18 protein-coding genes and 1 other annotated feature are annotated in these 21,770 nt (G+C 55.2%); of the genes, 10 read left to right on the forward strand and 8 right to left on the reverse strand.

The annotated features are described in order from the left end of the window. Positions 1-10 precede the first annotated feature (10 nt). From OGV50_RS06505 to hemH, 8 genes are all read left to right on the forward strand, one after another. On the forward strand, positions 11-388 hold the full coding sequence (locus tag OGV50_RS06505; protein WP_012133505.1) for a DUF454 family protein: 378 nt from the start codon (positions 11-13) through the stop codon (positions 386-388). A 150-nt stretch (positions 389-538) separates the two neighbouring features. Continuing rightward, the gene (apt, locus tag OGV50_RS06510) at positions 539-1,090 is read left to right on the forward strand and encodes an adenine phosphoribosyltransferase (RefSeq protein WP_012133504.1); all 552 of its coding nucleotides are present in this window, start codon (positions 539-541) and stop codon (positions 1,088-1,090) included. Positions 1,091-1,279: 189 nt separating this feature from the next. Then, positions 1,280-3,205, forward strand: coding sequence for a DNA polymerase III subunit gamma/tau (gene dnaX / locus OGV50_RS06515; RefSeq protein WP_200091562.1), 1,926 nt, complete (start codon positions 1,280-1,282; stop codon positions 3,203-3,205). Next, positions 2,538-2,602, forward strand: a sequence feature (DnaX frameshifting element). Its footprint overlaps the gene before it by 65 nt. 45 nt (positions 3,206-3,250) lie before the next feature. Beyond that, positions 3,251-3,580 (forward strand): YbaB/EbfC family nucleoid-associated protein, encoded by a 330-nt coding sequence (locus OGV50_RS06520; RefSeq protein ID WP_001515903.1) that lies wholly within the window; start codon positions 3,251-3,253, stop codon positions 3,578-3,580. Beyond that, positions 3,580-4,185: a recombination mediator RecR gene (gene recR, locus OGV50_RS06525; protein ID WP_012133502.1), complete on the forward strand. Its 606-nt coding sequence runs from the start codon at positions 3,580-3,582 to the stop codon at positions 4,183-4,185. The genes OGV50_RS06520 and recR overlap by 1 nt, the downstream gene beginning before the upstream one ends. A gap of 109 nt (positions 4,186-4,294) precedes the next feature. Then, positions 4,295-6,169, forward strand: a complete 1,875-nt coding sequence (htpG, locus tag OGV50_RS06530) for a molecular chaperone HtpG (protein ID WP_012133501.1) — start codon at positions 4,295-4,297, stop codon at positions 6,167-6,169. A gap of 237 nt (positions 6,170-6,406) precedes the next feature. Continuing rightward, entirely contained in the window at positions 6,407-7,051 is a 645-nt protein-coding gene (gene adk / locus OGV50_RS06535; protein ID WP_012133500.1) for an adenylate kinase, read from the forward strand. A 166-nt stretch (positions 7,052-7,217) separates the two neighbouring features. Beyond that, positions 7,218-8,180 (forward strand): ferrochelatase, encoded by a 963-nt coding sequence (gene hemH, locus OGV50_RS06540; RefSeq protein ID WP_200091571.1) that lies wholly within the window; start codon positions 7,218-7,220, stop codon positions 8,178-8,180. Positions 8,181-8,182: 2 nt separating this feature from the next. Here hemH and aes read toward each other — a convergent pair whose 3' ends face one another. Further along, positions 8,183-9,142 (reverse strand): acetyl esterase, encoded by a 960-nt coding sequence (gene aes / locus OGV50_RS06545; RefSeq protein ID WP_200091575.1) that lies wholly within the window; start codon positions 9,140-9,142, stop codon positions 8,183-8,185. Between the two features lie 152 nt (positions 9,143-9,294). On the opposite strand from aes, the gene gsk reads away from it, so the two are divergent. Then, positions 9,295-10,599: an inosine/guanosine kinase gene (gene gsk, locus OGV50_RS06550; protein ID WP_047458391.1), complete on the forward strand. Its 1,305-nt coding sequence runs from the start codon at positions 9,295-9,297 to the stop codon at positions 10,597-10,599. A 90-nt stretch (positions 10,600-10,689) separates the two neighbouring features. Here the strand turns inward: gsk and ybaL are convergent, their stop codons facing one another. Together ybaL and fsr are read right to left on the reverse strand one after the other, a co-directional pair. Next, positions 10,690-12,366, reverse strand: coding sequence for a YbaL family putative K(+) efflux transporter (gene ybaL, locus OGV50_RS06555; protein ID WP_012133496.1), 1,677 nt, complete (start codon positions 12,364-12,366; stop codon positions 10,690-10,692). Positions 12,367-12,645: 279 nt separating this feature from the next. Further along, complete coding sequence (gene fsr, locus OGV50_RS06560; protein WP_012133495.1) at positions 12,646-13,866, reverse strand: fosmidomycin MFS transporter; 1,221 nt, start codon at positions 13,864-13,866, stop codon at positions 12,646-12,648. Positions 13,867-14,040: 174 nt separating this feature from the next. Between fsr and ushA the strand changes: the two genes are divergently transcribed. Beyond that, positions 14,041-15,693, forward strand: a complete 1,653-nt coding sequence (ushA, locus tag OGV50_RS06565; protein ID WP_049008802.1) for a bifunctional UDP-sugar hydrolase/5'-nucleotidase UshA — start codon at positions 14,041-14,043, stop codon at positions 15,691-15,693. An 81-nt stretch (positions 15,694-15,774) separates the two neighbouring features. Here the strand turns inward: ushA and ybaK are convergent, their stop codons facing one another. The 5 genes from ybaK to OGV50_RS06590 all read right to left on the reverse strand — a co-directional run bounded on the left by ybaK (position 15,775) and on the right by OGV50_RS06590 (position 21,763). Beyond that, positions 15,775-16,254 carry a Cys-tRNA(Pro)/Cys-tRNA(Cys) deacylase YbaK gene (gene ybaK, locus OGV50_RS06570; protein WP_012133493.1) on the reverse strand — a complete coding sequence of 160 codons (480 nt, stop codon included), beginning with the start codon at positions 16,252-16,254 and terminating at the stop codon, positions 15,775-15,777. 200 nt (positions 16,255-16,454) lie between these two features. Further along, a complete protein-coding gene (locus tag OGV50_RS06575) occupies positions 16,455-17,249 on the reverse strand; it encodes a TraB/GumN family protein (RefSeq protein WP_047458383.1) in 795 nt (264 codons plus the stop codon). Between the two features lie 155 nt (positions 17,250-17,404). Beyond that, a complete protein-coding gene (gene copA, locus OGV50_RS06580; protein ID WP_286488394.1) occupies positions 17,405-19,906 on the reverse strand; it encodes a copper-exporting P-type ATPase CopA in 2,502 nt (833 codons plus the stop codon). Between the two features lie 95 nt (positions 19,907-20,001). After that, positions 20,002-20,715 carry an MgtC/SapB family protein gene (locus OGV50_RS06585; RefSeq protein WP_047458375.1) on the reverse strand — a complete coding sequence of 238 codons (714 nt, stop codon included), beginning with the start codon at positions 20,713-20,715 and terminating at the stop codon, positions 20,002-20,004. 64 nt (positions 20,716-20,779) lie between these two features. Beyond that, positions 20,780-21,763, reverse strand: a complete 984-nt coding sequence (locus OGV50_RS06590; protein ID WP_410741243.1) for a nucleoside hydrolase — start codon at positions 21,761-21,763, stop codon at positions 20,780-20,782. Between the last annotated feature and the right edge of the window lie 7 nt (positions 21,764-21,770).

The raw sequence follows: 21,770 nt of genomic DNA on the forward strand, positions 1-21,770 counted from the left end.
TACTGTCATTATGAAACGTACTATTTTAATCATCATTGGCTGGCTGGCGGTAGTGTTAGGGACGCTGGGCGTCGTGTTGCCGCTATTGCCTACTACGCCGTTTATTTTACTGGCGGCCTGGTGTTTTGCCCGTTCGTCGCCGCGCTTTCATGACTGGCTGCTTTACCGCTCCTGGTTTGGCGGCTATTTGCGTCACTGGCAAAAGCATCGCGCGATGCCGCCGGGGGCGAAACCACGCGCTATTGCATTGATATTGATTACATTCGGTATCTCGCTTTGGCTGGTGCATATGATGTGGGTACGAATACTGCTGCTGGCGATCCTGGCCTGCCTGTTGATTTTTATGTGGCGGATACCGGTGATTGATGAAAAGCAACAAAAGCACTGAAGCGCAATAATCGCTGTTGCAATTGTCTTACGCAGCCAGTAAATTCGACCGTTTTCGAGCACAGGCGCAGACGGTTAAAGGTTAAACAATCGTTACTTTGACCCCCTTAATTCGCGCCGTGAGTAACACCGTAATAGCAGGCATATATCCATGACCGCGACTGCACAGCAGCTTGAGTTTCTCAAAAATAGCATTAAAAGCATTCACGACTACCCGAAACCGGGCATTCTTTTCCGTGATGTCACCAGCTTGCTGGAAGACCCGAAAGCCTATGCGCTCAGCATTGAATTGCTGGTTGAACGATACAAAAATGCAGGCATCACCAAAGTTGTCGGCACCGAAGCGCGTGGCTTCCTGTTTGGCGCGCCGGTCGCGCTGGGCCTGGGCGTCGGGTTTGTTCCGGTGCGTAAACCGCGCAAACTGCCGCGTGAAACGATCGCTGAAAGCTATGAGCTGGAGTACGGCACCGATCAGCTTGAAATCCACGTTGATGCCATCAAACCGGGCGATAAAGTGCTGGTGGTGGACGATCTCCTGGCGACCGGCGGCACAATCGAAGCGACTGTGAAGCTGATCCGTCGTCTGGGTGGGGAAGTGACCGATGCCGCTTTCATCATCAATCTGTTCGATCTGGGTGGTGAGCAGCGTCTGGCAAAACAGGGGATTACCTGTTATAGCCTGGTTCCCTTCCCGGGGCACTGATTCAGGCTATCTTATTCGCCACTTTGGTTCCGGCCAGTGCCCGACAAAACGCATTTGCGTTTTGAACGCCGCTTGCGGCGGCCCAAAAGGGTGAGCGTCGCGAATAAAGCCTCACAACCTCGCTGTATTTGCGAGGTTGTGTTAGCATTCCCCCCATGAATCCACCTTCCAGCGTTTCAGAGCCAGCCAATGAGTTATCAGGTCTTAGCCCGAAAATGGCGCCCACAAACCTTTGCTGACGTCGTCGGCCAGGAACATGTGCTGACCGCACTGGCGAACGGCTTGTCGTTAGGGCGTATTCATCACGCATATCTTTTTTCCGGCACCCGTGGCGTCGGTAAAACCTCCATCGCCCGTCTGCTGGCGAAGGGACTGAACTGTGAAACCGGCATCACCGCCACGCCGTGCGGCGTATGTGACAACTGCCGGGAAATCGAGCAGGGGCGTTTTGTCGATCTGATTGAGATCGACGCCGCGTCGCGCACCAAAGTGGAAGATACCCGCGACCTGCTGGATAACGTCCAGTACGCACCCGCGCGCGGCCGCTTTAAGGTCTATCTGATCGACGAAGTGCATATGCTCTCGCGGCACAGCTTCAACGCGTTGCTTAAAACGCTCGAAGAACCGCCCGCGCACGTCAAATTCCTGCTGGCGACCACCGATCCGCAGAAGCTGCCGGTGACGATTTTGTCGCGCTGCCTGCAATTCCATCTCAAGGCGCTGGATGTCGAACAAATTCGCCATCAGCTTGAGCATATCCTTAATGAAGAACATATCGCGCATGAGCCGCGCGCGCTGCAACTGCTCTCCCGCGCAGCGGACGGCAGCCTGCGCGATGCGCTCAGCCTGACCGACCAGGCGATCGCCAGCGGTGACGGGCAGGTCTCCACCCAGGCGGTGAGCACGATGCTCGGCACGCTGGATGATGACCAGGCGCTTTCGCTGGTCGAGGCGGTGGTTGCCGCCAATGGCGAGCGCGTGATGTCGCTGGTGAATGATGCCGCCGCGCGCGGTATTGAGTGGGAATCGCTGCTGATCGAAATGCTGGGGCTGTTGCACCGCATTGCGATGGTGCAGCTGTCGCCTGCCGCGCTGGGTAACGATATGGCGGCGATTGAGCAGCGCATGCGTGAACTGGCACGAACCGTGCCGCCAGCGGACATACAGCTCTATTACCAGACGCTGTTGATTGGTCGCAAAGAATTGCCTTACGCGCCGGACAGACGGATGGGCGTTGAAATGACGCTATTACGCGCGCTGGCATTCCACCCACGTATGCCGCTGCCGGAACCGGAAAGACCGCAGCAATCTTTTGCGCCGGTCGCGCCAACGGCGGTGATGACGCCGACGCAGGTGCCTTCGCAACAATCCGCTCCGGTACGCCAGGAGGTGCCGTTGCCAGATGCCACCAGCCAGGTGCTGGCGGCGCGCAACCAGCTTCAGCGTGCTCAGGGAGCAACCAAAACAAAAAAGAGTGAACCGGCAGCCGCTTCCCGCGCGCGGCCGGTAAATAACGCTGCGCTGGAAAGATTAGCCTCTGTCTCTGAACGCGTTCAGGCGCGTCCGGCGCCGTCTGCGCTGGAACAGACGCCGACGAAGAAAGAAGCCTACCGTTGGAAGGCGACCAATCCGGTGGTGGAAGTAAAAGAGGTTGTGGCCACGCCGAAAGCGCTGAAAAAGGCGCTGGAGCATGAAAAAACACCGGAACTGGCGACCAAACTGGCCGCGGAAGCGACTGAACGCGATCCGTGGGCGGCACAAATTAGCCAGCTCTTCCTGCCGAAGCTGGTGGAACAGGTGGCGTTAAACGCCTGGAAAGAGGAGAACGGCAATACCATTTGCCTGCATCTGCGCTCCACGCAGCGACACCTTAACTCCACTGGCGCGCAGCAAAAGCTGGCGGAAGCATTGAGCGCCCTGACGGGAACGACAGTTGAACTGACCATCGTTGAAGATGATAATCCGGCGGTGCGAACGCCGCTGGAGTGGCGTCAGGCGATTTATGAAGAGAAACTTGCGCAGGCGCGTGAGTCGATTATTGCGGATAACAACATTCAGACGCTGCGTCGATTCTTTGACGCGGATCTGGATGAAGAGAGTATTCGCCCCATTTGATCGTAAGCCCGGCTTGCGATTGTAAACCATCAAGAGAGAGAGCTTATGTTTGGAAAAGGCGGTCTGGGCAACCTGATGAAGCAAGCCCAGCAGATGCAAGAAAAAATGCAGCAGATGCAGGAAGAAATCGCCAAACTGGAAGTCACCGGCGAGTCTGGCGCAGGTCTGGTGAAAGTGACCATTAACGGTGCGCACAACTGCCGTCGCGTGGAAATCGACCCAAGCCTGCTGGAAGACGACAAAGAGATGCTGGAAGATCTGGTCGCTGCGGCGTTCAACGATGCGGCGCGTCGCATTGAAGAGACCCAGAAAGAGAAGATGGCGTCTGTCTCCTCCGGTATGCAACTGCCGCCTGGCTTTAAGATGCCGTTCTGATGCAAACCAGCCCGCTGTTAACTCAGCTTATGGAAGCACTGCGCTGTCTGCCGGGCGTTGGCCCGAAGTCAGCGCAGCGCATGGCGTTTACGCTGCTTCAGCGTGACCGCAGCGGCGGGATGCGTCTGGCGCAAGCGCTCACCCGGGCGATGTCGGAAATCGGCCACTGTGCCGATTGCCGCACCTTCACTGAGCAGGACGTGTGCAATATCTGTTCGAATCCGCGTCGTCAGGAAAACGGTCAAATCTGCGTGGTGGAGAGTCCGGCGGACATCTACGCCATTGAGCAGACCGGGCAATTCTCTGGCCGCTACTTCGTGCTGATGGGGCATCTGTCGCCGCTCGATGGTATCGGGCCGGACGATATCGGTCTCGATCGTCTGGAGCAGCGTCTGGCGTCAGAACAGCTCAGCGAAGTGATCCTCGCGACCAACCCGACGGTCGAAGGGGAGGCTACCGCGAACTATATTGCCGAACTTTGCGCGCAATATGGCGTTGAAGCCAGCCGTATCGCCCACGGCGTACCGGTGGGCGGCGAACTGGAAATGGTCGACGGCACCACGCTGTCCCACTCGCTTGCCGGGCGTCATAAGATTCGTTTTTAATCAATCGGGAGAACATTCGCGTTCTCCCGCTTGAAAACTCATTTCCCGTCCCCATCTCTCCCTCAACGCATTTTGACCTTGTAAATGGCATTGTTGAGGTATTTATCCAATGAAAGGACAAGAAACTCGTGGTTTTCAGTCAGAAGTAAAACAGCTTCTGCACCTGATGATCCATTCTCTGTACTCCAATAAAGAAATTTTCCTGCGTGAGCTTATCTCTAACGCCTCAGATGCGGCGGACAAGCTGCGTTTTCGCGCGCTGTCGAACCCGGATCTGTATGAAGGCGACGGCGAGCTGCGTGTGCGTGTCTCCTTCGATAAAGATAAGCGTACGCTGACCATCGCCGATAATGGCGTGGGGATGAACCGTGATGACGTTATCGATCATCTGGGAACCATTGCGAAATCCGGCACTAAATCTTTCCTCGAATCCATGGGTTCCGATCAGGCGAAAGACAGCCAGTTGATCGGCCAGTTCGGGGTCGGCTTCTACTCTGCGTTTATCGTCGCGGATAAAGTGACCGTGCGTACCCGCGCGGCGGGCGATAAGCCGGAAAACGGCGTGTTCTGGGAATCGGCGGGCGAAGGTGAGTACACCGTCGCGGATATCACTAAAGACGATCGCGGTACGGAAATCACCCTGCACCTGCGTGAAGGCGAAGACGAGTTCCTTGATGACTGGCGCGTACGCTCCATCATCAGTAAATATTCCGACCATATCGCACTGCCGGTAGAGATTGAAAAACAGGAAGAAAAAGACGGTGAAACGATCGTCTCCTGGGAGAAAATCAACAAGGCGCAGGCGCTGTGGACGCGTAACAAGTCAGAAATCAAAGACGACGAGTATAACGAGTTCTACAAGCACATTGCTCACGACTTCACCGACCCGCTGACCTGGAGCCACAACCGTGTGGAAGGTAAGCAGGAGTACACCAGCCTGCTGTACATCCCGTCTCAGGCGCCGTGGGATATGTGGAACCGCGATCACAAGCATGGGCTGAAACTGTACGTACAGCGCGTCTTTATCATGGACGACGCCGAGCAGTTTATGCCGAACTACCTGCGCTTCGTGCGTGGTCTGATTGATTCCAACGATCTGCCGCTGAACGTTTCCCGCGAAATCCTTCAGGACAGCACCGTTACCCGCAACCTGCGCAGCGCGTTGACCAAACGTGTTCTGCAAATGCTGGAAAAACTGGCGAAAGACGATGCGGAAAAATACCAGACCTTCTGGAAACAGTTTGGTCTGGTGCTGAAAGAAGGCCCGGCGGAAGATCATGCCAACCAGGAAGCCATCGCGAAACTGATGCGCTTTGCCTCAACGCATACAGACTCTTCCGCACAAACCGTCTCTCTGGAAGATTATATCTCCCGCATGAAAGAAGGGCAGGAGAAGATCTACTACATCACGGCAGACAGCTACGCGGCGGCGAAGAGCAGCCCGCACCTGGAGCTGCTGCGTAAGAAAGGCATCGAAGTGCTGCTGCTTTCCGATCGCATTGATGAGTGGATGATGAATTACCTGACCGAGTTCGACGGTAAGGCGTTCCAGTCCGTATCTAAAGTTGACGAATCGCTGGAAAAACTGGCGGATGAAGTCGATGAAAGCGCAAAAGAAGCGGAAAAAGCGCTGACGCCGTTCGTTGAGCGCGTGAAAACCCTGCTGGGCGATCGTGTGAAAGAGGTGCGTCTGACGCATCGTCTGACCGATACTCCGGCCATTGTCACCACCGACGCTGACGAGATGAGTACCCAGATGGCGAAGCTGTTTGCCGCTGCCGGTCAGGCCGTGCCGGAAGTGAAATACATCTTTGAACTCAACCCGGATCACGTACTGGTGAAACGCACGGCGGATACCCAGGACGAAGCGCAGTTTAACGAGTGGGTAGAGCTGCTGTTGGATCAGGCGCTGTTTGCCGAACGCGGTACGCTGGAAGATCCGAACCAGTTTATCCGTCGTATGAACCAGTTGCTGGTGTCTTAATCGGCACCGCGTCATGCCGGATGGCGCTAATGCTTATCCGGCCTACGAGCAGGTTGCTTATGTAGGCCCGATAAGCGCAGCGCCATCGGGCATTTTTTATTTTATCCTCTCTTTTTCTTCATTTTCCCGCCGTTAACCGTTTCAGCGCAGGGCGCCTTCCTTGAGCGAATTGCGTGATGGTGGTATCGTTTAGCGCTTTTTTAAAAAATATCGACAACCTTTAAGGGGATTTTCGTAATGCGTATCATTCTGCTTGGCGCTCCGGGCGCGGGTAAAGGAACTCAGGCTCAGTTCATCATGGAGAAATATGGTATTGTGCAAATCTCCACTGGCGACATGCTGCGTGCCGCCGTGAAATCTGGCTCCGAGCTGGGTAAACAAGCGAAAGACATCATGGACGCCGGCAAGCTGGTGACCGATGAGCTGGTGATTGCGCTGGTAAAAGAGCGTATCGCGCAGGACGATTGCCGCAACGGTTTCCTGCTGGACGGCTTCCCGCGTACAATTCCGCAGGCTGACGCCATGAAAGAAGCGGGCATTGCGGTTGACTATGTTCTCGAATTCGACGTACCGGACGAGCTGATCGTTGACCGCATCGTGGGCCGTCGCGTGCACGCGGCGTCTGGCCGTGTTTATCACATCAAATTCAATCCGCCGAAAGTGGAAGGCAAGGACGATGTGACCGGCGAAGAGCTGACCACCCGTAAAGACGATCAGGAAGAGACCGTTCGTAAGCGTCTGGTGGAATACCATCAGATGACTGCGCCGCTGATTGGTTACTACCAGAAAGAAGCGGAAGCGGGTAACACTAAATACGCGAAAGTGGACGGTACTCAGGCCGTTGCCGATGTGCGTGCCGACCTTGAAAAAATCCTCGGTTAATCCGTAAATTGCCCGATGGCGCTGCGCTTATCGGGCCTACGGACTTGTAGGCCTGATAAGCGCAGCGCCATCAGGCAAATTCTCATCTTACCTCTCACAGCAATTAGTTCTTCTTCCTCGCTTTTCCGCTACAATTATCAACAATTTGAATCAATAAGAGGCGGTAATGCGTCAGACGAAAACCGGTATCCTGCTGGCTAACCTCGGCACTCCCGATGCCCCAACTCCTGAAGCGGTTAAACGCTATCTGAAGCAATTTTTAAGCGATGAGCGCGTGGTGGATACTTCTCGCCTGCTGTGGTGGCCGCTTTTGCGTGGTGTAATTTTGCCGCTGCGCGCGCCGCGTGTCGCAAAACTGTACCAGTCTATCTGGCAGGAAGGCGGATCGCCGTTGCTGGTTTACAGCAGGGAACAACAGCAGGCGCTGGCAGAGCGTCTCCCGGATACGCCCGTTGCGCTGGGGATGAGCTACGGTTCGCCGTCGCTGGAAAGCGCGGTCGATGAACTGCTGGCGAACCACGTCGATCACATCGTGGTGCTGCCACTCTACCCACAATACTCCTGTTCGACGGTGGCGGCCGTCTGGGACGAACTGGCGCGTATTCTGGCGCGTAAACGCAGTATTCCAGGCGTCTCGTTTATTCGTGACTACGCTGATGACAATAGCTATATCACCGCCCTGGCAAATAGCGCCCGTGCCTCGTTTGCCCAACATGGCGAGCCGGACTTGCTGCTGCTCTCGTATCACGGCATCCCGCAGCGTTACGCTGACGAAGGCGACGACTACCCGCAACGCTGTCGCGATACTACCCGTGAACTGGTCTCCGCGCTTGGTCTGGCGCCAGAAAAAGTGATGATGACCTTCCAGTCGCGCTTTGGCCGCGAGCCGTGGCTGACGCCGTATACTGACGAAACGCTGAAAATGCTGGGCGAAAAAGGCACCGGGCATATTCAGGTGATGTGTCCGGGTTTTGCGGCGGATTGTCTGGAAACGCTGGAGGAGATCGCGTTGCAAAACCGGGAAATCTTCCTTGAGGCGGGTGGTAAAAAATACGAATACATTCCGGCGCTCAATGCCGCGCCGGAACACATCGATATGATGCTGAAGCTGACCGAACCGTACCTCTGAGGCTATTTTAACTGCGCCATAAAGAAACGCGCGCCATCCTGTAGCGCATCGTCAGCGGTTTTCATCATGCGTGAATAGTGCAGGAAGGCGTGCAGCGTGCCGGGGTACATCCGGTACTCACTGGGCTGATTATGCGCCTGGAGCGTCTGGTGCAGCAGACGGCTGTCATCAAGTAACGGATCGAACTCCGCGCCGGCAATAAAACAGGGCGGCACATTGCGGGTCAGATCGTTATTGAACAGGCAATACCAGGGGGATTCGCGATCCTGCTCGTCACGCAGATAGGCGTTTTCATACCCCTCCAGATCCTGACGGGTTAAGCCGTCCCATTCTCCGCCAAACAAACGGCGACTGGGCGAATCCTGTAACCCGTAGAGACCATACCACAGCAGCGTGGCGACCACGTTCCCGCATACAATCTGCTTATCGCGCAGCCACAGCGCGCTGGCGAGTGCCAGCATAGCGCCTGCGGAATCCCCGGCAAAACCGATTTGCGCCATGTTCAATGCGTATTCATCGGCGCGTTGATGAAAGAACCGACATGCCGCGACGGTCTCCTCAATCGCCTGTGGGAAACGCGCCTCGGGAGAGAGCGTATAGTCGATGCCGACGACCGTACACCGCGTATAGCTCGCCAGCAGCCGCATAATGCGGTCATGGGTATCCAGATTGCCGAGAATAAATCCGCCGCCGTGCAGATAAAACAGCGTTGCCCTGTTGTTGTGCTGTGGATAATACAGACGCGCGGCGACCTCGCCGTAGGATGTGGGAACCGCCGCCGCCCGCGTTGCCATCTGCGGCGCTCCGGCGTTCCAGAACCGGCGCTCGCGGGTGTAGTGCTGGCGCTGCGCCGCAATGTCATCCGCAGGCCACGGCGGCAGCTCCGCCTGATGAACGTTGATGACGGCCCTCATCTGCGCAGAAATAAGATCGATAACGGGAATTTTGTTTTCTGGCTTCATAACGCTCTCCTTGTGAAATGCCTCCATTGTAGAAAGCGATCGCCAATAAACTGCGATCTCACCGTCCGATATTGAAACTCCGCGCCTCGTCGCGCGGGCAGGGGGGAATGTGCTACCATGCACCGCTCAGTTATCCACCTGTAAACACAATCATGAAATTTCCCGGTAAACGTAAATCCAAACACTATTTCCCCGTTAATGCCCGTGACCCGCTGTTGCAACAAATTCAGGCTGAAAATGAAACCAGCGCGTCATGGGTGGTTGGTATCGATCAGACGCTGGTGGATATTGAAGCGAAAGTCGATGATGACTTTGTGAAACGTTATGGATTGAGCGCCGGGCATTCTCTGGTGATTGAGGATGATGTCGCAGAAGCGTTGTATCAGGAGCTGGTGCGTGAAAACCTGATCACCCACCAGTTTGCCGGTGGCACCATTGGTAACACCATGCACAACTACTCGGTGCTGGCGGACGATCGCTCCGTTCTGCTGGGCGTGATGTGCAGCAACATTGAGATTGGCAGCTACGCCTATCGCTATTTATGTAACACATCGAGCCGTACCGACCTCAACCACCTGCAAGGGGTTGATGGCCCCATTGGCCGCTGCTTTACGCTGATTGGCGAATCCGGCGAGCGTACTTTCGCCATCAGTCCCGGCCACATGAACCAGCTTCGGGCGGAGAGCATCCCGGAATCGGTGATTGCGGGCGCATCTGCGCTGGTGCTGACCTCCTATCTGGTGCGCTGTAAACCGGGCGAGCCGATGCCGGAAGCGACCATGAAAGCCATTGAGTACGCGAAAAAGCATAATGTGCCGGTGGTGCTGACCCTGGGGACGAAGTTTGTTATCGCCGATAATCCGCAGTGGTGGCAGGCGTTCCTCAAAGAGCATGTCTCCATTCTGGCGATGAATGAAGAAGAGGCGGAAGCGTTAACCGGCGAGAACGATCCGCTGCTGGCGTCTGATAAGGCGCTGGACTGGGTGGATCTGGTGCTGTGTACCGCCGGGCCGATTGGGTTGTATATGGCGGGCTTTACCGAAGATGAAGCGAAACGCAAAACCCAGCACCCGCTGCTGCCGGGAGCGATTGCCGAGTTTAATCAGTATGAGTTCAGCCGTGCGATGCGGCATAAAGATTGTCTCCATCCGCTGCGGGTCTACTCGCACATCGCCCCGTACATGGGCGGGCCGGAAAAAATTATGAACACCAATGGCGCGGGAGACGGCGCGCTGGCGGCGCTGTTACATGATATTACCGCCAATAATTATCACCGCACCAATGTGCCTAACTCCAGCAAGCATAAATTCACCTGGCTGACCTATTCGTCTTTGGCGCAGGTGTGTAAGTATGCGAACCGTGTGAGTTATCAGGTATTGAACCAGCATTCCCCGCGGTTGACGCGCGGTCTGCCGGAACGGGAAGACAGCCTCGAAGAGTCTTACTGGGATCGCTGAGTTATTTCCGGATGGCGCTGCGCTTATCGGGCCTACAAGAAAATCGTAGGCCGGATAAGGTGATTACACCGCCATCCGGCATCACGCCGTTTAACCCGTCACCACTTCGCCTGCGGGTGGGGTTTCCAGCAGCTCCAGCATGGTGCGGGCAATTTCACGCTCGCCCATCACCACCTGATTCGCTCCGCGCTCGGTGATGTATTCCACCTCATCGTCATAATGCGCGCGCGCGATAATCTCAATATGCGGGCATTTCTCGCGGGCGGAGGCCACGATTTCACCGGCCTCGTAACCGTTCGGAATGGTCAGCAACAGCCAGCGAGCGCAGTCCAGATGCGCCAGGTTCATGATCTCTTCGTTAGCGGCATTCCCCAGTACGGCGCGAATACCGCGCTCACGCAGCTCATCCACGCGGGTACGTGAAGTTTCAATGACCACCAGCGGAATGCCTGCCGCCATCAGTTTTTCGCCCAGCAGGCTACCGACGCGGCCAAAACCGACCAGCAGCGCGTGGTTGCAGATATCCACCGGAATCTGCTTCTCTTCTTCGATCGCTTCTTCCAGCGTCTGCTCTTCCAGCGTTTCCGTTTTGGCGAGGTATTTCTCTAACAGCGCAAACAGCACCGGGTTGAGCATAATCGACAGAATCGCGCCCGCCAGCACCAGGTTCTGCCCTGCCTGCGGCAGCAGATCCAACGCCATGCCCAGACCTGCCAGAATAAAGGCAAATTCACCAATCTGCGCCAGGCTGGCGGCGATGGTCAGCGCGGTGCGCGGCGAGTGCCCGAACAGGCGAACCAGGAAGAAAGCGGCAACCGATTTACCAAAGATAATAATGGCCAGCGTAGCCAGTACCGCCATCGGCTGTTGAATCAGGATTAACGGGTCAAACAGCATCCCGACGGAGACAAAGAACAGGACCGCAAAGGCGTCGCGAAGCGGCAGCGTATCGTGCGCGGCGCGGTGGCTCAATTCTGATTCGTTTAACACCATCCCGGCAAAGAAAGCGCCCAGCGCAAAGGAGACATCGAACAGCTCGACGGCGCCAAAGGCGATGCCCAGCGCCAGCGCCAGCACGGAAAGGGTAAACAGTTCACGGGAGCCGGTGGCGGCGCTGCGTGCCATAATCCACGGCACCAGACGGCGCCCAACCAGCATCATAATGGCGATAAACGCCACCACTTTACCGATGGTGATACCCATATCGACCGCCAGCGACGCGAAACCGACATCGCCTTTTTCCAGCATTCCCGCCACGGCGGGCAGAAGAACCAGCGTCAGAACCATCACCAGATCTTCCACAATCAGCCAGCCGATGGCGATTTGCCCGCGCTGACTGTCAATAAGCTGTCTCTCTTCAAGCGCGCGCAGCAGCACCACGGTACTGGCGGTTGAAAGACATAACCCGAAGACGATACCGGTCATGAGCGACCAGCCCAACACCGCTGAAAGCGCCATACCCAGCAACGTCGCCACGGCTATCTGGGCGATCGCGCCGGGAATGGCGATGGCCTTTACCGCCATCAGATCCTTCAATGAAAAGTGCAACCCGACGCCGAACATCAGCAGGATTACGCCAAGCTCCGCCAGTTCAGGCGCAAGTTTGGTATCCGCGACAAAACCCGGAGTAAATGGCCCCGCAAGAACGCCCGCTAACAGATATCCCACCAGAGGAGAAATACGCAGTTTATTGGCAAGCATGCCGAGTATAAAAGCGAGCACGAGGCCGCCAACAATGGTGGTAATAAGCGGGGTGGCGTGATGCATTCCGTCTCCTTTGGTCGTTATGTTGATCCATTTTTGGTCGCCCTGGCGTCATCGCTCGCACAGCCTCACAAACGATGGCGCCAGAGAAACCAAAATTCCAGGTAATAGTTTATGACAATTTCGATGTTTATGTTTATGAATAATTGTTGAAATTTGATGAAAAGTGGAATTTAGAATAAAAAAGGCACGGATTGGAAAACTGGCGGGGTGTCTGTGAGCTAAAGGCTTACGGTGACTGGAAGAGAGTGCGACCAAAGTTTACCTTTGGCCGCAGGAAAATCAGGCTTTATGTCGGTTGTCAGGCAAGAATATGGTCAGTATCCCCAGAAGTGGCAGGAAAGCACATATTTTGTAGACCAAATCAATACTGGTGTGGTCGGCGAGCAGGCCTAATACCGCAGCGCCAAGGCCTCCCATACCGAACGCGAAACCGAAAAAGAGCCCAGAAACCATACCGATACGCCCCGGAAGCAGTTCCTGCGCATACACCAGGATGGCAGAAAAGGCCGATGCGAGGATAAAACCAATTATCACGGTTAAAATCCCCGTCCAGTGCAGGGTTGCATAGGGTAAAACGAGAGTAAACGGCGCTACACCCAGAATTGAGCCCCAAATAACATATTTTCGGCCTATTTTATCACCCAGAGGCCCGCCGATTACCGTTCCAGCCGCAACGGCAAACAGGAAGGCAAACAGATGAAACTGTGCGTTTTGTACCGATAATCCGAATTTTTGCATCAGATAAAAGGTGTAATAGCTGCTGATGCTCGCCATATAGAAGTATTTGGAGAAAATCAGGACTAACAGCACGCTAACGGCGAGTATCACTTTATTGCGCGGCAGCGGATTGACGATGGTCGCCTTCGGTTTTCCTTTACTTATCCGGTGTTGCGCGGCATACCAGCGGCTGATCTGCGCCAGCACAATAATGGCCAGCAACGCGGCCAATACAAACCAGGCCACATTACCTTTGCCATATGGCGCGATGATGACAGCAGCCAGTAGCGGCCCCAGCGAACTGCCGAAGTTGCCGCCAACCTGGAAGATGGATTGCGCCAGCCCGTGGCGTCCGCCGGAGGCCATACGCGCCACGCGGGAAGATTCTGGATGAAATACCGAAGAACCGGTGCCGACCAGCGCCGCCGCCAGCAGCACGGCGCCAAAACTGCCCGCCAGCGCCAGCAGTACCAGACCGCTCAGCGTAAAGCACATCCCAATGGGGAGCGACCACGGCATGGGATATTTATCCGTCCAGTATCCGACGACCGGCTGGAGCAGGGAGGAGGCGAGCTGGAAGGTCAGGGTAATCATCCCTATCTGCATAAAGGTCAGGGAAAACTCTGATTGCAGCAGCGGGTAAATCGCTAAAATTAGCGACTGGATCATATCGTTCAACAAATGAGACAGGCTGATCGCGCCTAAGATGCCAAACGAGGTGCGTGCTTTAGTCGCCGCAGCAGAGGCGCCCGCTAACGGCTGGGTTGGTTCACTCATTGCCATAGAATGTCACTTCTGTTTTGTTTGCGATGTTGGGGATAATCGAATTTGTAATTATTACTCGACTAACATACCTGTGGACGGTGTTTGAAGGAAGTCTCAATTCTGAAAACATTTTCGACTATTATTTCAGATCATTGTAATTTCAGCGGTTGATATTGAGTCAGGGAGAGAAGCATGAAATTTTTGAAACGGGGTGTGGCGCTGGCATTGTTTGCCGCGTTTACGCTGGCAAGCCAGCCTGTTCAGGCTTATGAAAAAGATAAAACCTATAAAATCACCATCCTGCATACTAACGATCACCACGGCCATTTCTGGCGCAGCGAATACGGCGAGTACGGTTTATCGGCGCAAAAAACGCTGGTGGACGGCATTCGCAAAGAGGTTGCGGCTGAAGGCGGCAGCGTGCTTCTGCTTTCCGGCGGTGACATTAACACTGGCGTACCGGAGTCCGACTTGCAGGACGCGGAACCTGACTTTCGTGGTATGAACCTGATTGGCTACGATGCGATGGCCGTCGGTAATCATGAGTTTGATAATCCGCTCAGCGTGCTGCGTCAGCAGGAAAAGTGGGCCAAATTCCCCTTCCTCTCCGCCAATATCTACCAAAAGAGTACCGGAGAACGTCTGTTCAAGCCCTGGGCTATTTTTAAACGCCAGGATCTGAAAATCGCCGTCCTCGGATTGACGACGGACGACACCGCGAAGATCGGTAACCCGGAATTCTTCACCGATATCGAGTTCCGTAAACCGGCCGAAGAGGCGAAGGTGGTGATTCAGGAACTGCAAGTGAATGAAAAGCCGGACATCATTATCGCCACTACCCACATGGGGCACTATGACAACGGCGATCACGGTTCGAACGCGCCGGGCGATGTTGAAATGGCGCGTAGTCTGCCAAAAGGCTCGCTGGCGATGATTGTGGGTGGTCACTCACAGGACCCGGTGTGCATGGCGTCCGAAAACAAAAAGCAGGTTGATTATGTGCCGGGTACGCCTTGCGCGCCGGATAAGCAGAACGGCATCTGGATTGTGCAGGCGCATGAGTGGGGGAAATACGTTGGCCGCGCGGACTTTGAGTTCCGTAACGGCGAGATGAAAATGGTCAACTATCAGCTCATTCCGGTAAACCTGAAGAAGAAAGTCACCTGGGATAACGGGAAAAGTGAGCGCGTACTTTACACCCCGGAAATTTCAGAAAATCAGCAAATGCTCTCGCTTCTGACGCCATTCCAGAACAAAGGTAAAGCGCAGCTGGACGTGAAGATTGGCAGCGTCAATGGTCGTCTTGAAGGGGATCGCAACAAAGTTCGCTTTGTGCAGACTAATATGGGCCATCTGATTCTGGCCGCGCAAATCGCGCGCACCAGCGCCGATTTCGGCGTGATGAGCGGCGGGGGGATTCGCGACTCCATTGAAGGCGGCAACATTACCTATAAAAGCGTGCTCAAGGTGCAGCCGTTTGGCAACGTTGTGGTCTATGTCGACATGAGCGGTAAAGAGGTAATTGATTACCTGACCGCCGTCGCGCAGATGAAGCCGGATTCCGGGGCGTATCCGCAGTTTGCGAACGTCAGTTTTGTGGCGAAAGACGGCAAACTTCATGACCTGAAAATTAAAGGCGAGCCTGTTGATCCGGCGAAAACCTACCGGATGGCGACGCTGAGCTTCAATGCGACGGGCGGCGACGGGTATCCGCAAATTGATAATAAACCGGGATACGTGAATACCGGGTTTATTGATGCGGAAGTGCTGAAAGAGTACGTGCAGAAGAACTCACCGCTGGATGCCAGCGCGTATGAGCCGAAGGGCGAAGTCAGCTGGCAGTAACAGGGCGTAGTGCCGGTACGGGTCAATGCGGTTTGTAGGCCTGATAAGCGTAGCGCCATCAGGCAATCATTCTAAAATCGCTTAATCCCGGCGAGCGATATCGGCGAATTTCGCATCCAGAATTTTGGCTAAATCGCCCGCCGCCAGCTCGATGTCCAGCCCGCGTTTGCCGCCGGAAACATAAATGGTGGCGAACGTTTGGGCCGGTGCGTCAATCAGCGTCGGCAGCCGTTTTTTCTGCCCCAGCGGGCTGATGCCGCCGACCAGATAACCTGTCGTCCGTTGGGCGACCATCGGATCGGCCATATCGACCTTTTTAGCCCCCAGCGCTTTCGCTACTTTTTTCAGATCCAGCTGTCCGGCAACGGGCGTTACCGCGACCGCCAGGTGCTTCATATCGCCGTTTACGGCAACCAGCAGCGTCTTGTAAACCTGATCAGGATTCAGGCCTAATTTGCGCACCACTTCATCGCCAAAATTGGTTTCTGACGGATCGTGATCGTAGGCGTGGATCTGAAAAGTAATGTTGTTTTTTTCGAGTAATTTTACGGCGGGTGTCATAGCAATTATTCCTGGCCCAGACAAAATACCCTTAAAGCATACGCCTGATGGTGGTCTAAAAAATAGTACCATCTTGCGCAATAGTATTGGCAGGATGGTGACTTTGAGCGACAATCGACATAACTAGGGCGCTACGTCCTGGCATAATAATAACGATGAAATTCCTCTTTGACGGGCCAATAGAAATATTGGCCATTTTTTTAACGCATTAGCGCAGGCAAATTGCCTTCCCCGTAAAGATGAAGCGCGCCGACCGCCACGACATACCGACCCGGCGGCATGGCATGCAGACGCTCCCGCCAGGCGACATTTCGCTGATGCATCAGCACATCATACAGCGACTGACTGAAGGTATTCGGCAATGAAATAGCATTATTCTGCGGGGGCGATTTCAGCCACCAGCTCATCATCTGTTGCAGCAGTCTGGCGTTGGTATGCCAGTGCGTCAGGGTATCATCCAGTAGCGCCAGTCCGTTATCAGGGAGCTGGCACAGCAGATCGATCTGGCTGGAAGCGCCTTCCAGTTCGATGATCGGTTTTTGCGCCTGTTTTGCCGTTTTCAGCAACTGGTAATCAATACCGTATTCCGGTCGCAGCCCCAGTTGTTGCGCCTGAGTCGCCTGCAATATCATGGCGATTTGCCATAACGGCTGGGTCGAAAAGAGAGAAGGGGAAATGCCCAGTTCATGGGTGATTTTATGCAGGCGCTGACGTAACTCGTCGCTAATTCGCTCATCCAGGTCGGCAAAGGCAGGCAGGTCGGTAAAAGGCGAATCGTTGCCTGAAACATCGGCTTCAACAATCAGCGCGTCCGCCTGCCTGAGCTTTTTAAGCAGTTTTGCCGGAAGGGGGGCCATATCGCGCGTTCCCATGTGAATACTGCCCACAAGATGAAAACAGCGATCGCCGGGTAACATGATGTCGATGGCAGGCCAGGTATAATGGTTGCCGCGCAGTGCAGCCCATAACGCTTTTACCCGGTATAACAGATCCATACGCCCTCCCTTAGTGGAAAACCATGCTAGCGTGTGGCTCTGGAAGGTGCAATGCGTGAAATGCCGGATGGCGACGCAAAAGCATCTTATCCGGCCTACGATGAGAGTGCTGCGTAGGCCGGATAAGCGTTAGCGCCACCCGGCGATAAGGCGCCTTACTCTTTTGGTTTAAAGCGCAACAACCGGTTGGCGTTGCTCACCACGGTAATTGAGGAAAGCGCCATTGCCGCGCCTGCCACAACCGGGTTAAGCAGCGTGCCGGTGAACGGCCACAGAATCCCGGCGGCAACGGGGATGCCGATGCTGTTATAGATAAACGCGCCGAGCAGGTTCTGCTTCATGTTTCGCAGGGTCGCCCGTGAGATGGCCAGCGCGTCCGCCACGCCCATCAGGCTATGGCGCATCAGGGTTATCGCCGCAGTTTCAATCGCCACGTCGCTGCCGCCGCCCATCGCGATGCCGACATCCGCCTGCGCCAGCGCCGGTGCGTCGTTGATGCCATCGCCGACCATTGCGACCTGACGTCCCTGACTTTGCAGACGCTTAATCGCATCGGCTTTACCGTCCGGCAGCACGCCCGCGATCACCTCATCAATCCCGGCTTCTTTGGCAATGGCGTTGGCGGTGGTCGGGTTATCCCCGGTTAACATCACCAGACGATACCCGGCGCGGTGCAGGCGCTGAAGCGCTGCGACGCTGTCGCTGCGCAGCGGATCGCGGATCGCCAGCAGCGCCGCGGCTTTTCCGTCAATCGCCAGCAATACGGGCGTTGCCCCCTGAGAAGCCTGTGCTGAAATTTCAGCGTCCATTGCGGTCGTGACAACCTGTTGTTCATTCAGCAGCGCCTGATTGCCTAACAGCAACGTATGCCCGTCCGCTTCGCCGCTAACGCCTAAGCCACGTAACGTCCGAAAGTTATTCACCTGAGGCAGGGCGGCGTCGGCGGCTTTTTCCAGGATAGCGTGCGCCAGCGGGTGGCTGGAGCCTTGTTCCAGCGCGGCCGCCAGACGTAAGGCGCCCGCCTCATCGGTATCGCCAAATGTCCTGATGGCGACGACCTGCGGTTTACCTTCCGTCAGCGTACCGGTTTTATCAAATATCACGGTGTCCAGCGTGCTGGCGCGTTGCAGCGCGTCGGCGTCGCGTACCAGGACGCCAAATTCAGCTGCTCGCCCCACGCCCGAGATAATCGACATCGGTGTCGCCAGACCCAGCGCACACGGACAGGCGATAATCAGGACGGTGGTGGCGATCACCAGCGTGTAAACAATTTGCGGCGCCGGCCCAAAGACATACCAGATACCTGCGCTCACCAGGGCAATCACCACCACGACTGGCACGAACACCGAGGAGATTTTATCGGCAAGCTGACCGATTTCCGGTTTGCTGCTCTGTGCCTGGCGCACCATGCGAATAATGCGCGACAGGGTGGTATGGCTGCCGACTGCGCTTGCGCGAAACAGCACGCTGCCGTCCTGCACCACGGTTCCGGCGTGAACGCTGTCGCCTTCGCCTTTCTGCTGCGGGATCGGTTCGCCGGTGAGCATCGCTTCATCCAGCCAGGCTTCGCCCTGAGTGATTTCACCGTCTACCGGCACACGGTCGCCGGTGGTCAGACGCAGCAACATGCCCGGCTGTACATCCGCCAGAGGTACGCTTTTTTCACCGTCATCAGTGACCACGCGCGCCGTCGGCGGGGTTAAGTCGAGCAATTTTTCCAGCGCCTTAGAAGAGCGCTGGCGCGCGCGGGCTTCCAGCATGTGTCCGAGGTTGATCAGACCGATGATCATCGCACTGGCTTCATAATAGAGATGGCGCGCTTCCATCGGGAACCACTGCGGCCACAGGTTGACGCTCATCGAGTAGAGCCAGGCCACCCCGGTGCCGAGCGCCACCAGCGTATCCATCGTGGCGGTGCCGTTCATCAGGCTTTTCCATGCGCTGCGGTAGAAGTGTCCGCCCGCAAAAACCATCACGGCAAGGGTCGCCAGGCCGATTGCCAGCCACAGGCTACGGTTATCGGCGGTGACCATCATGTTGTCGCCGAGCATCCCCCAGACCATCACCGGCACGCCGACCAGCAGCGCGACAATCGCCTGCCAGCGGAAGCGTTTCATGGTAGCGAGTGCGGTTTCCTGCTGGCGTTCGCGGCGTTTAACGTCATCTTCGATCGCTTCTGCGCCGTAGCCAGCTTTCTCTACCGCCTGCACTAAATCTGCGGCGGACGCGCTGCCCATTACCAGCGCAGTGCGTTCCACCAGGTTTACCCGTGCCTGTGTGACGCCCGGTACGCTTTGCAATGCGTTTTGCACCCGGGAAACACAGCTGGCGCAGCTCATGCCGCTTAACAGCAGCTGTTGGCTTTCATCATCGGCCGTCGCTGCCGGAAGCTCAGGGGGAACCGCTGTCAGTGCTTCCGACGGGATTGATGACTCCGCCAGCGGTTTAGCCTTTGGGTGGCTTAACTCCGCGCCGTAACCGGCTTGTTTAATGGTTTCAATAAGCGCTTCGGCGCTGGCGCTGCCGGTAACGTGCGCTTCGGTTACCGTGACGTCCGCCTGTTCAACGTCAGGACGTTGTTCAAGACTTTCTTTCACGCGTTTGACGCAGTGACCACAGGACAGACCGTCCAGGGTCAGGTCGATAGTTTGAGACATAACACACTCCTTTATGACAGGATTAACTGACTGTGATAAAGGGTAAACCTTCCATCAAGGGGAAGGTCAAGAAGTTTGTTTTATACTCGTGTTTTTCAGTGTTCCAGCGCGATAGCGCAGACGTGTTCGAGCGTAGAAAGGTTGCTGTACAGTTCGGGCAAGGTTATTTTTTTTCTGATCACAACCTTAAGGTTGACCTCTATTTTTCCCTTTTTTACATCGCGGATAGTAATGGTCTCAATAATGCTTTTTTGCTGATTAATACTTTCTACCAGCGTTTGTAGCCCTGATTTTTCGTCAAGAATAATGCGGATTTTTACTTTGCCGGGGAGCTGGTTTTTTGTTTGTAAAAAGATCACAAAATAACTGAGCTTTATAGCCAGCAGAAATAACCCTGTGGCAAGCAGGGCATGAAGATAAAAACCGGCTCCGCTGGTAATTCCTATGCCAGCAGAAGCCCAGACGATGGCTGCGGTTGTTAGCCCGGATATCGCATCATCATGGCGATGGAGGATAACCCCGGCACCGAGAAAACCCACGCCACTGATGATTTGTGCGGCCAGGCGCATAGGATCGCTACGGATATTCATTGAAATCTCAGCGTAATACTCCGCTGATTGAATCGAAACAATGGTCAGGGCACAACTGGCTACTGAAATAATCACACATGTTTTAAACCCGACAGGCTTTCCCTTTGATTCTCTTTCAAGCCCGATGATTCCTCCCAGGAAAAAAGCGACGCAAATTTTGCATAATGTAATTAAAATTGGTTCTCCTTCACCAGAGAGGATGAGTGCTAACGTATTCATTTTTCCTCCAGAAAAACATAACCTTACACACTGCGCGAATATCTTCTTTTTCTGTGCAGCATCGCTATGCGCCGTAGCGATGGATGTAGTGTTCAATCAGCGAAAGAAGTTGATGGTTATCGATAGTCTGTAGAATTTTTATCATCGCGCCTTTGGGCTCGGGTATTCCCACGTCCAGGCGTAATGTGTCACGTCCATAACGACAGGTCATACCACGAGTAAGGCCTTCAAGCGAGACGTCCAGAAAATCTTCTGTCGTTGCGGCGAGCGAGGGATCAAGCAACCAGGCGATCGTCAGAACATCGTGGATCCAGCAGCCAGGCAGATTGCGGGTCTGCATAGAGTAGGTGATCCACGGGCGAATGGTTTTCTCCAGATAGCGACCAAGAACGTTTTCTGCCGCAGCCAGACGATCCAAATCGGTATGAAGCATTTGGGTTTTTGTCGTGACATCCATCGGAACCAATGTGACCGGCGCACCGCTGGTGAGTACGGCATGAGCTGCTTCTGGATCAAGGCCAAAATTAGTGTCTTTCAGGTAGCCAGGAACATTGAATACTCCGCCCATGATCACGATATTCTTCACCGCATGAACGAGCTGCGGATAGAGCTGTAGAGCAATGGCGACGTTGGTGAGTGGGCCTGTTGCGACCAACGTTATCTCACCGGGGTTATTGCATATCAGCTCACCTATCGCCTCAGGCGCAAGAGGCTTCGTGGTCTGGTATGTCTGCGGAACGGGGACGTCAGCCCAGAGTTGGCGTAAGCCATATTGGTCTACACCATGATCAAGCTTTTCCCGCCAGGGCTGCGGATCTTCTCTGAGCGCGCGTGCGGCGCCACGGTAGACAGAAACGGGTACACCTAATTGTTGAACGAAATCTTTGGCTACTGCATATCCGATTTCTACCGGTGTATTACCAGCCACCGTTGTGATCATCTCCAGAGAGATTTGCGGCGCGGCAATGGCGAGTGCCAGCGCGAGGCCGTCATCGATATTGGCGCCGGGAATACCATTACCCGGATCGCAGTCGATAATCACGCGCATAGATTTA

The sequence above is a fragment of the Citrobacter sp. CK180 genome (assembly GCF_030333655.1).
GTDB lineage: Bacteria > Pseudomonadota > Gammaproteobacteria > Enterobacterales > Enterobacteriaceae > Citrobacter_B > Citrobacter_B koseri.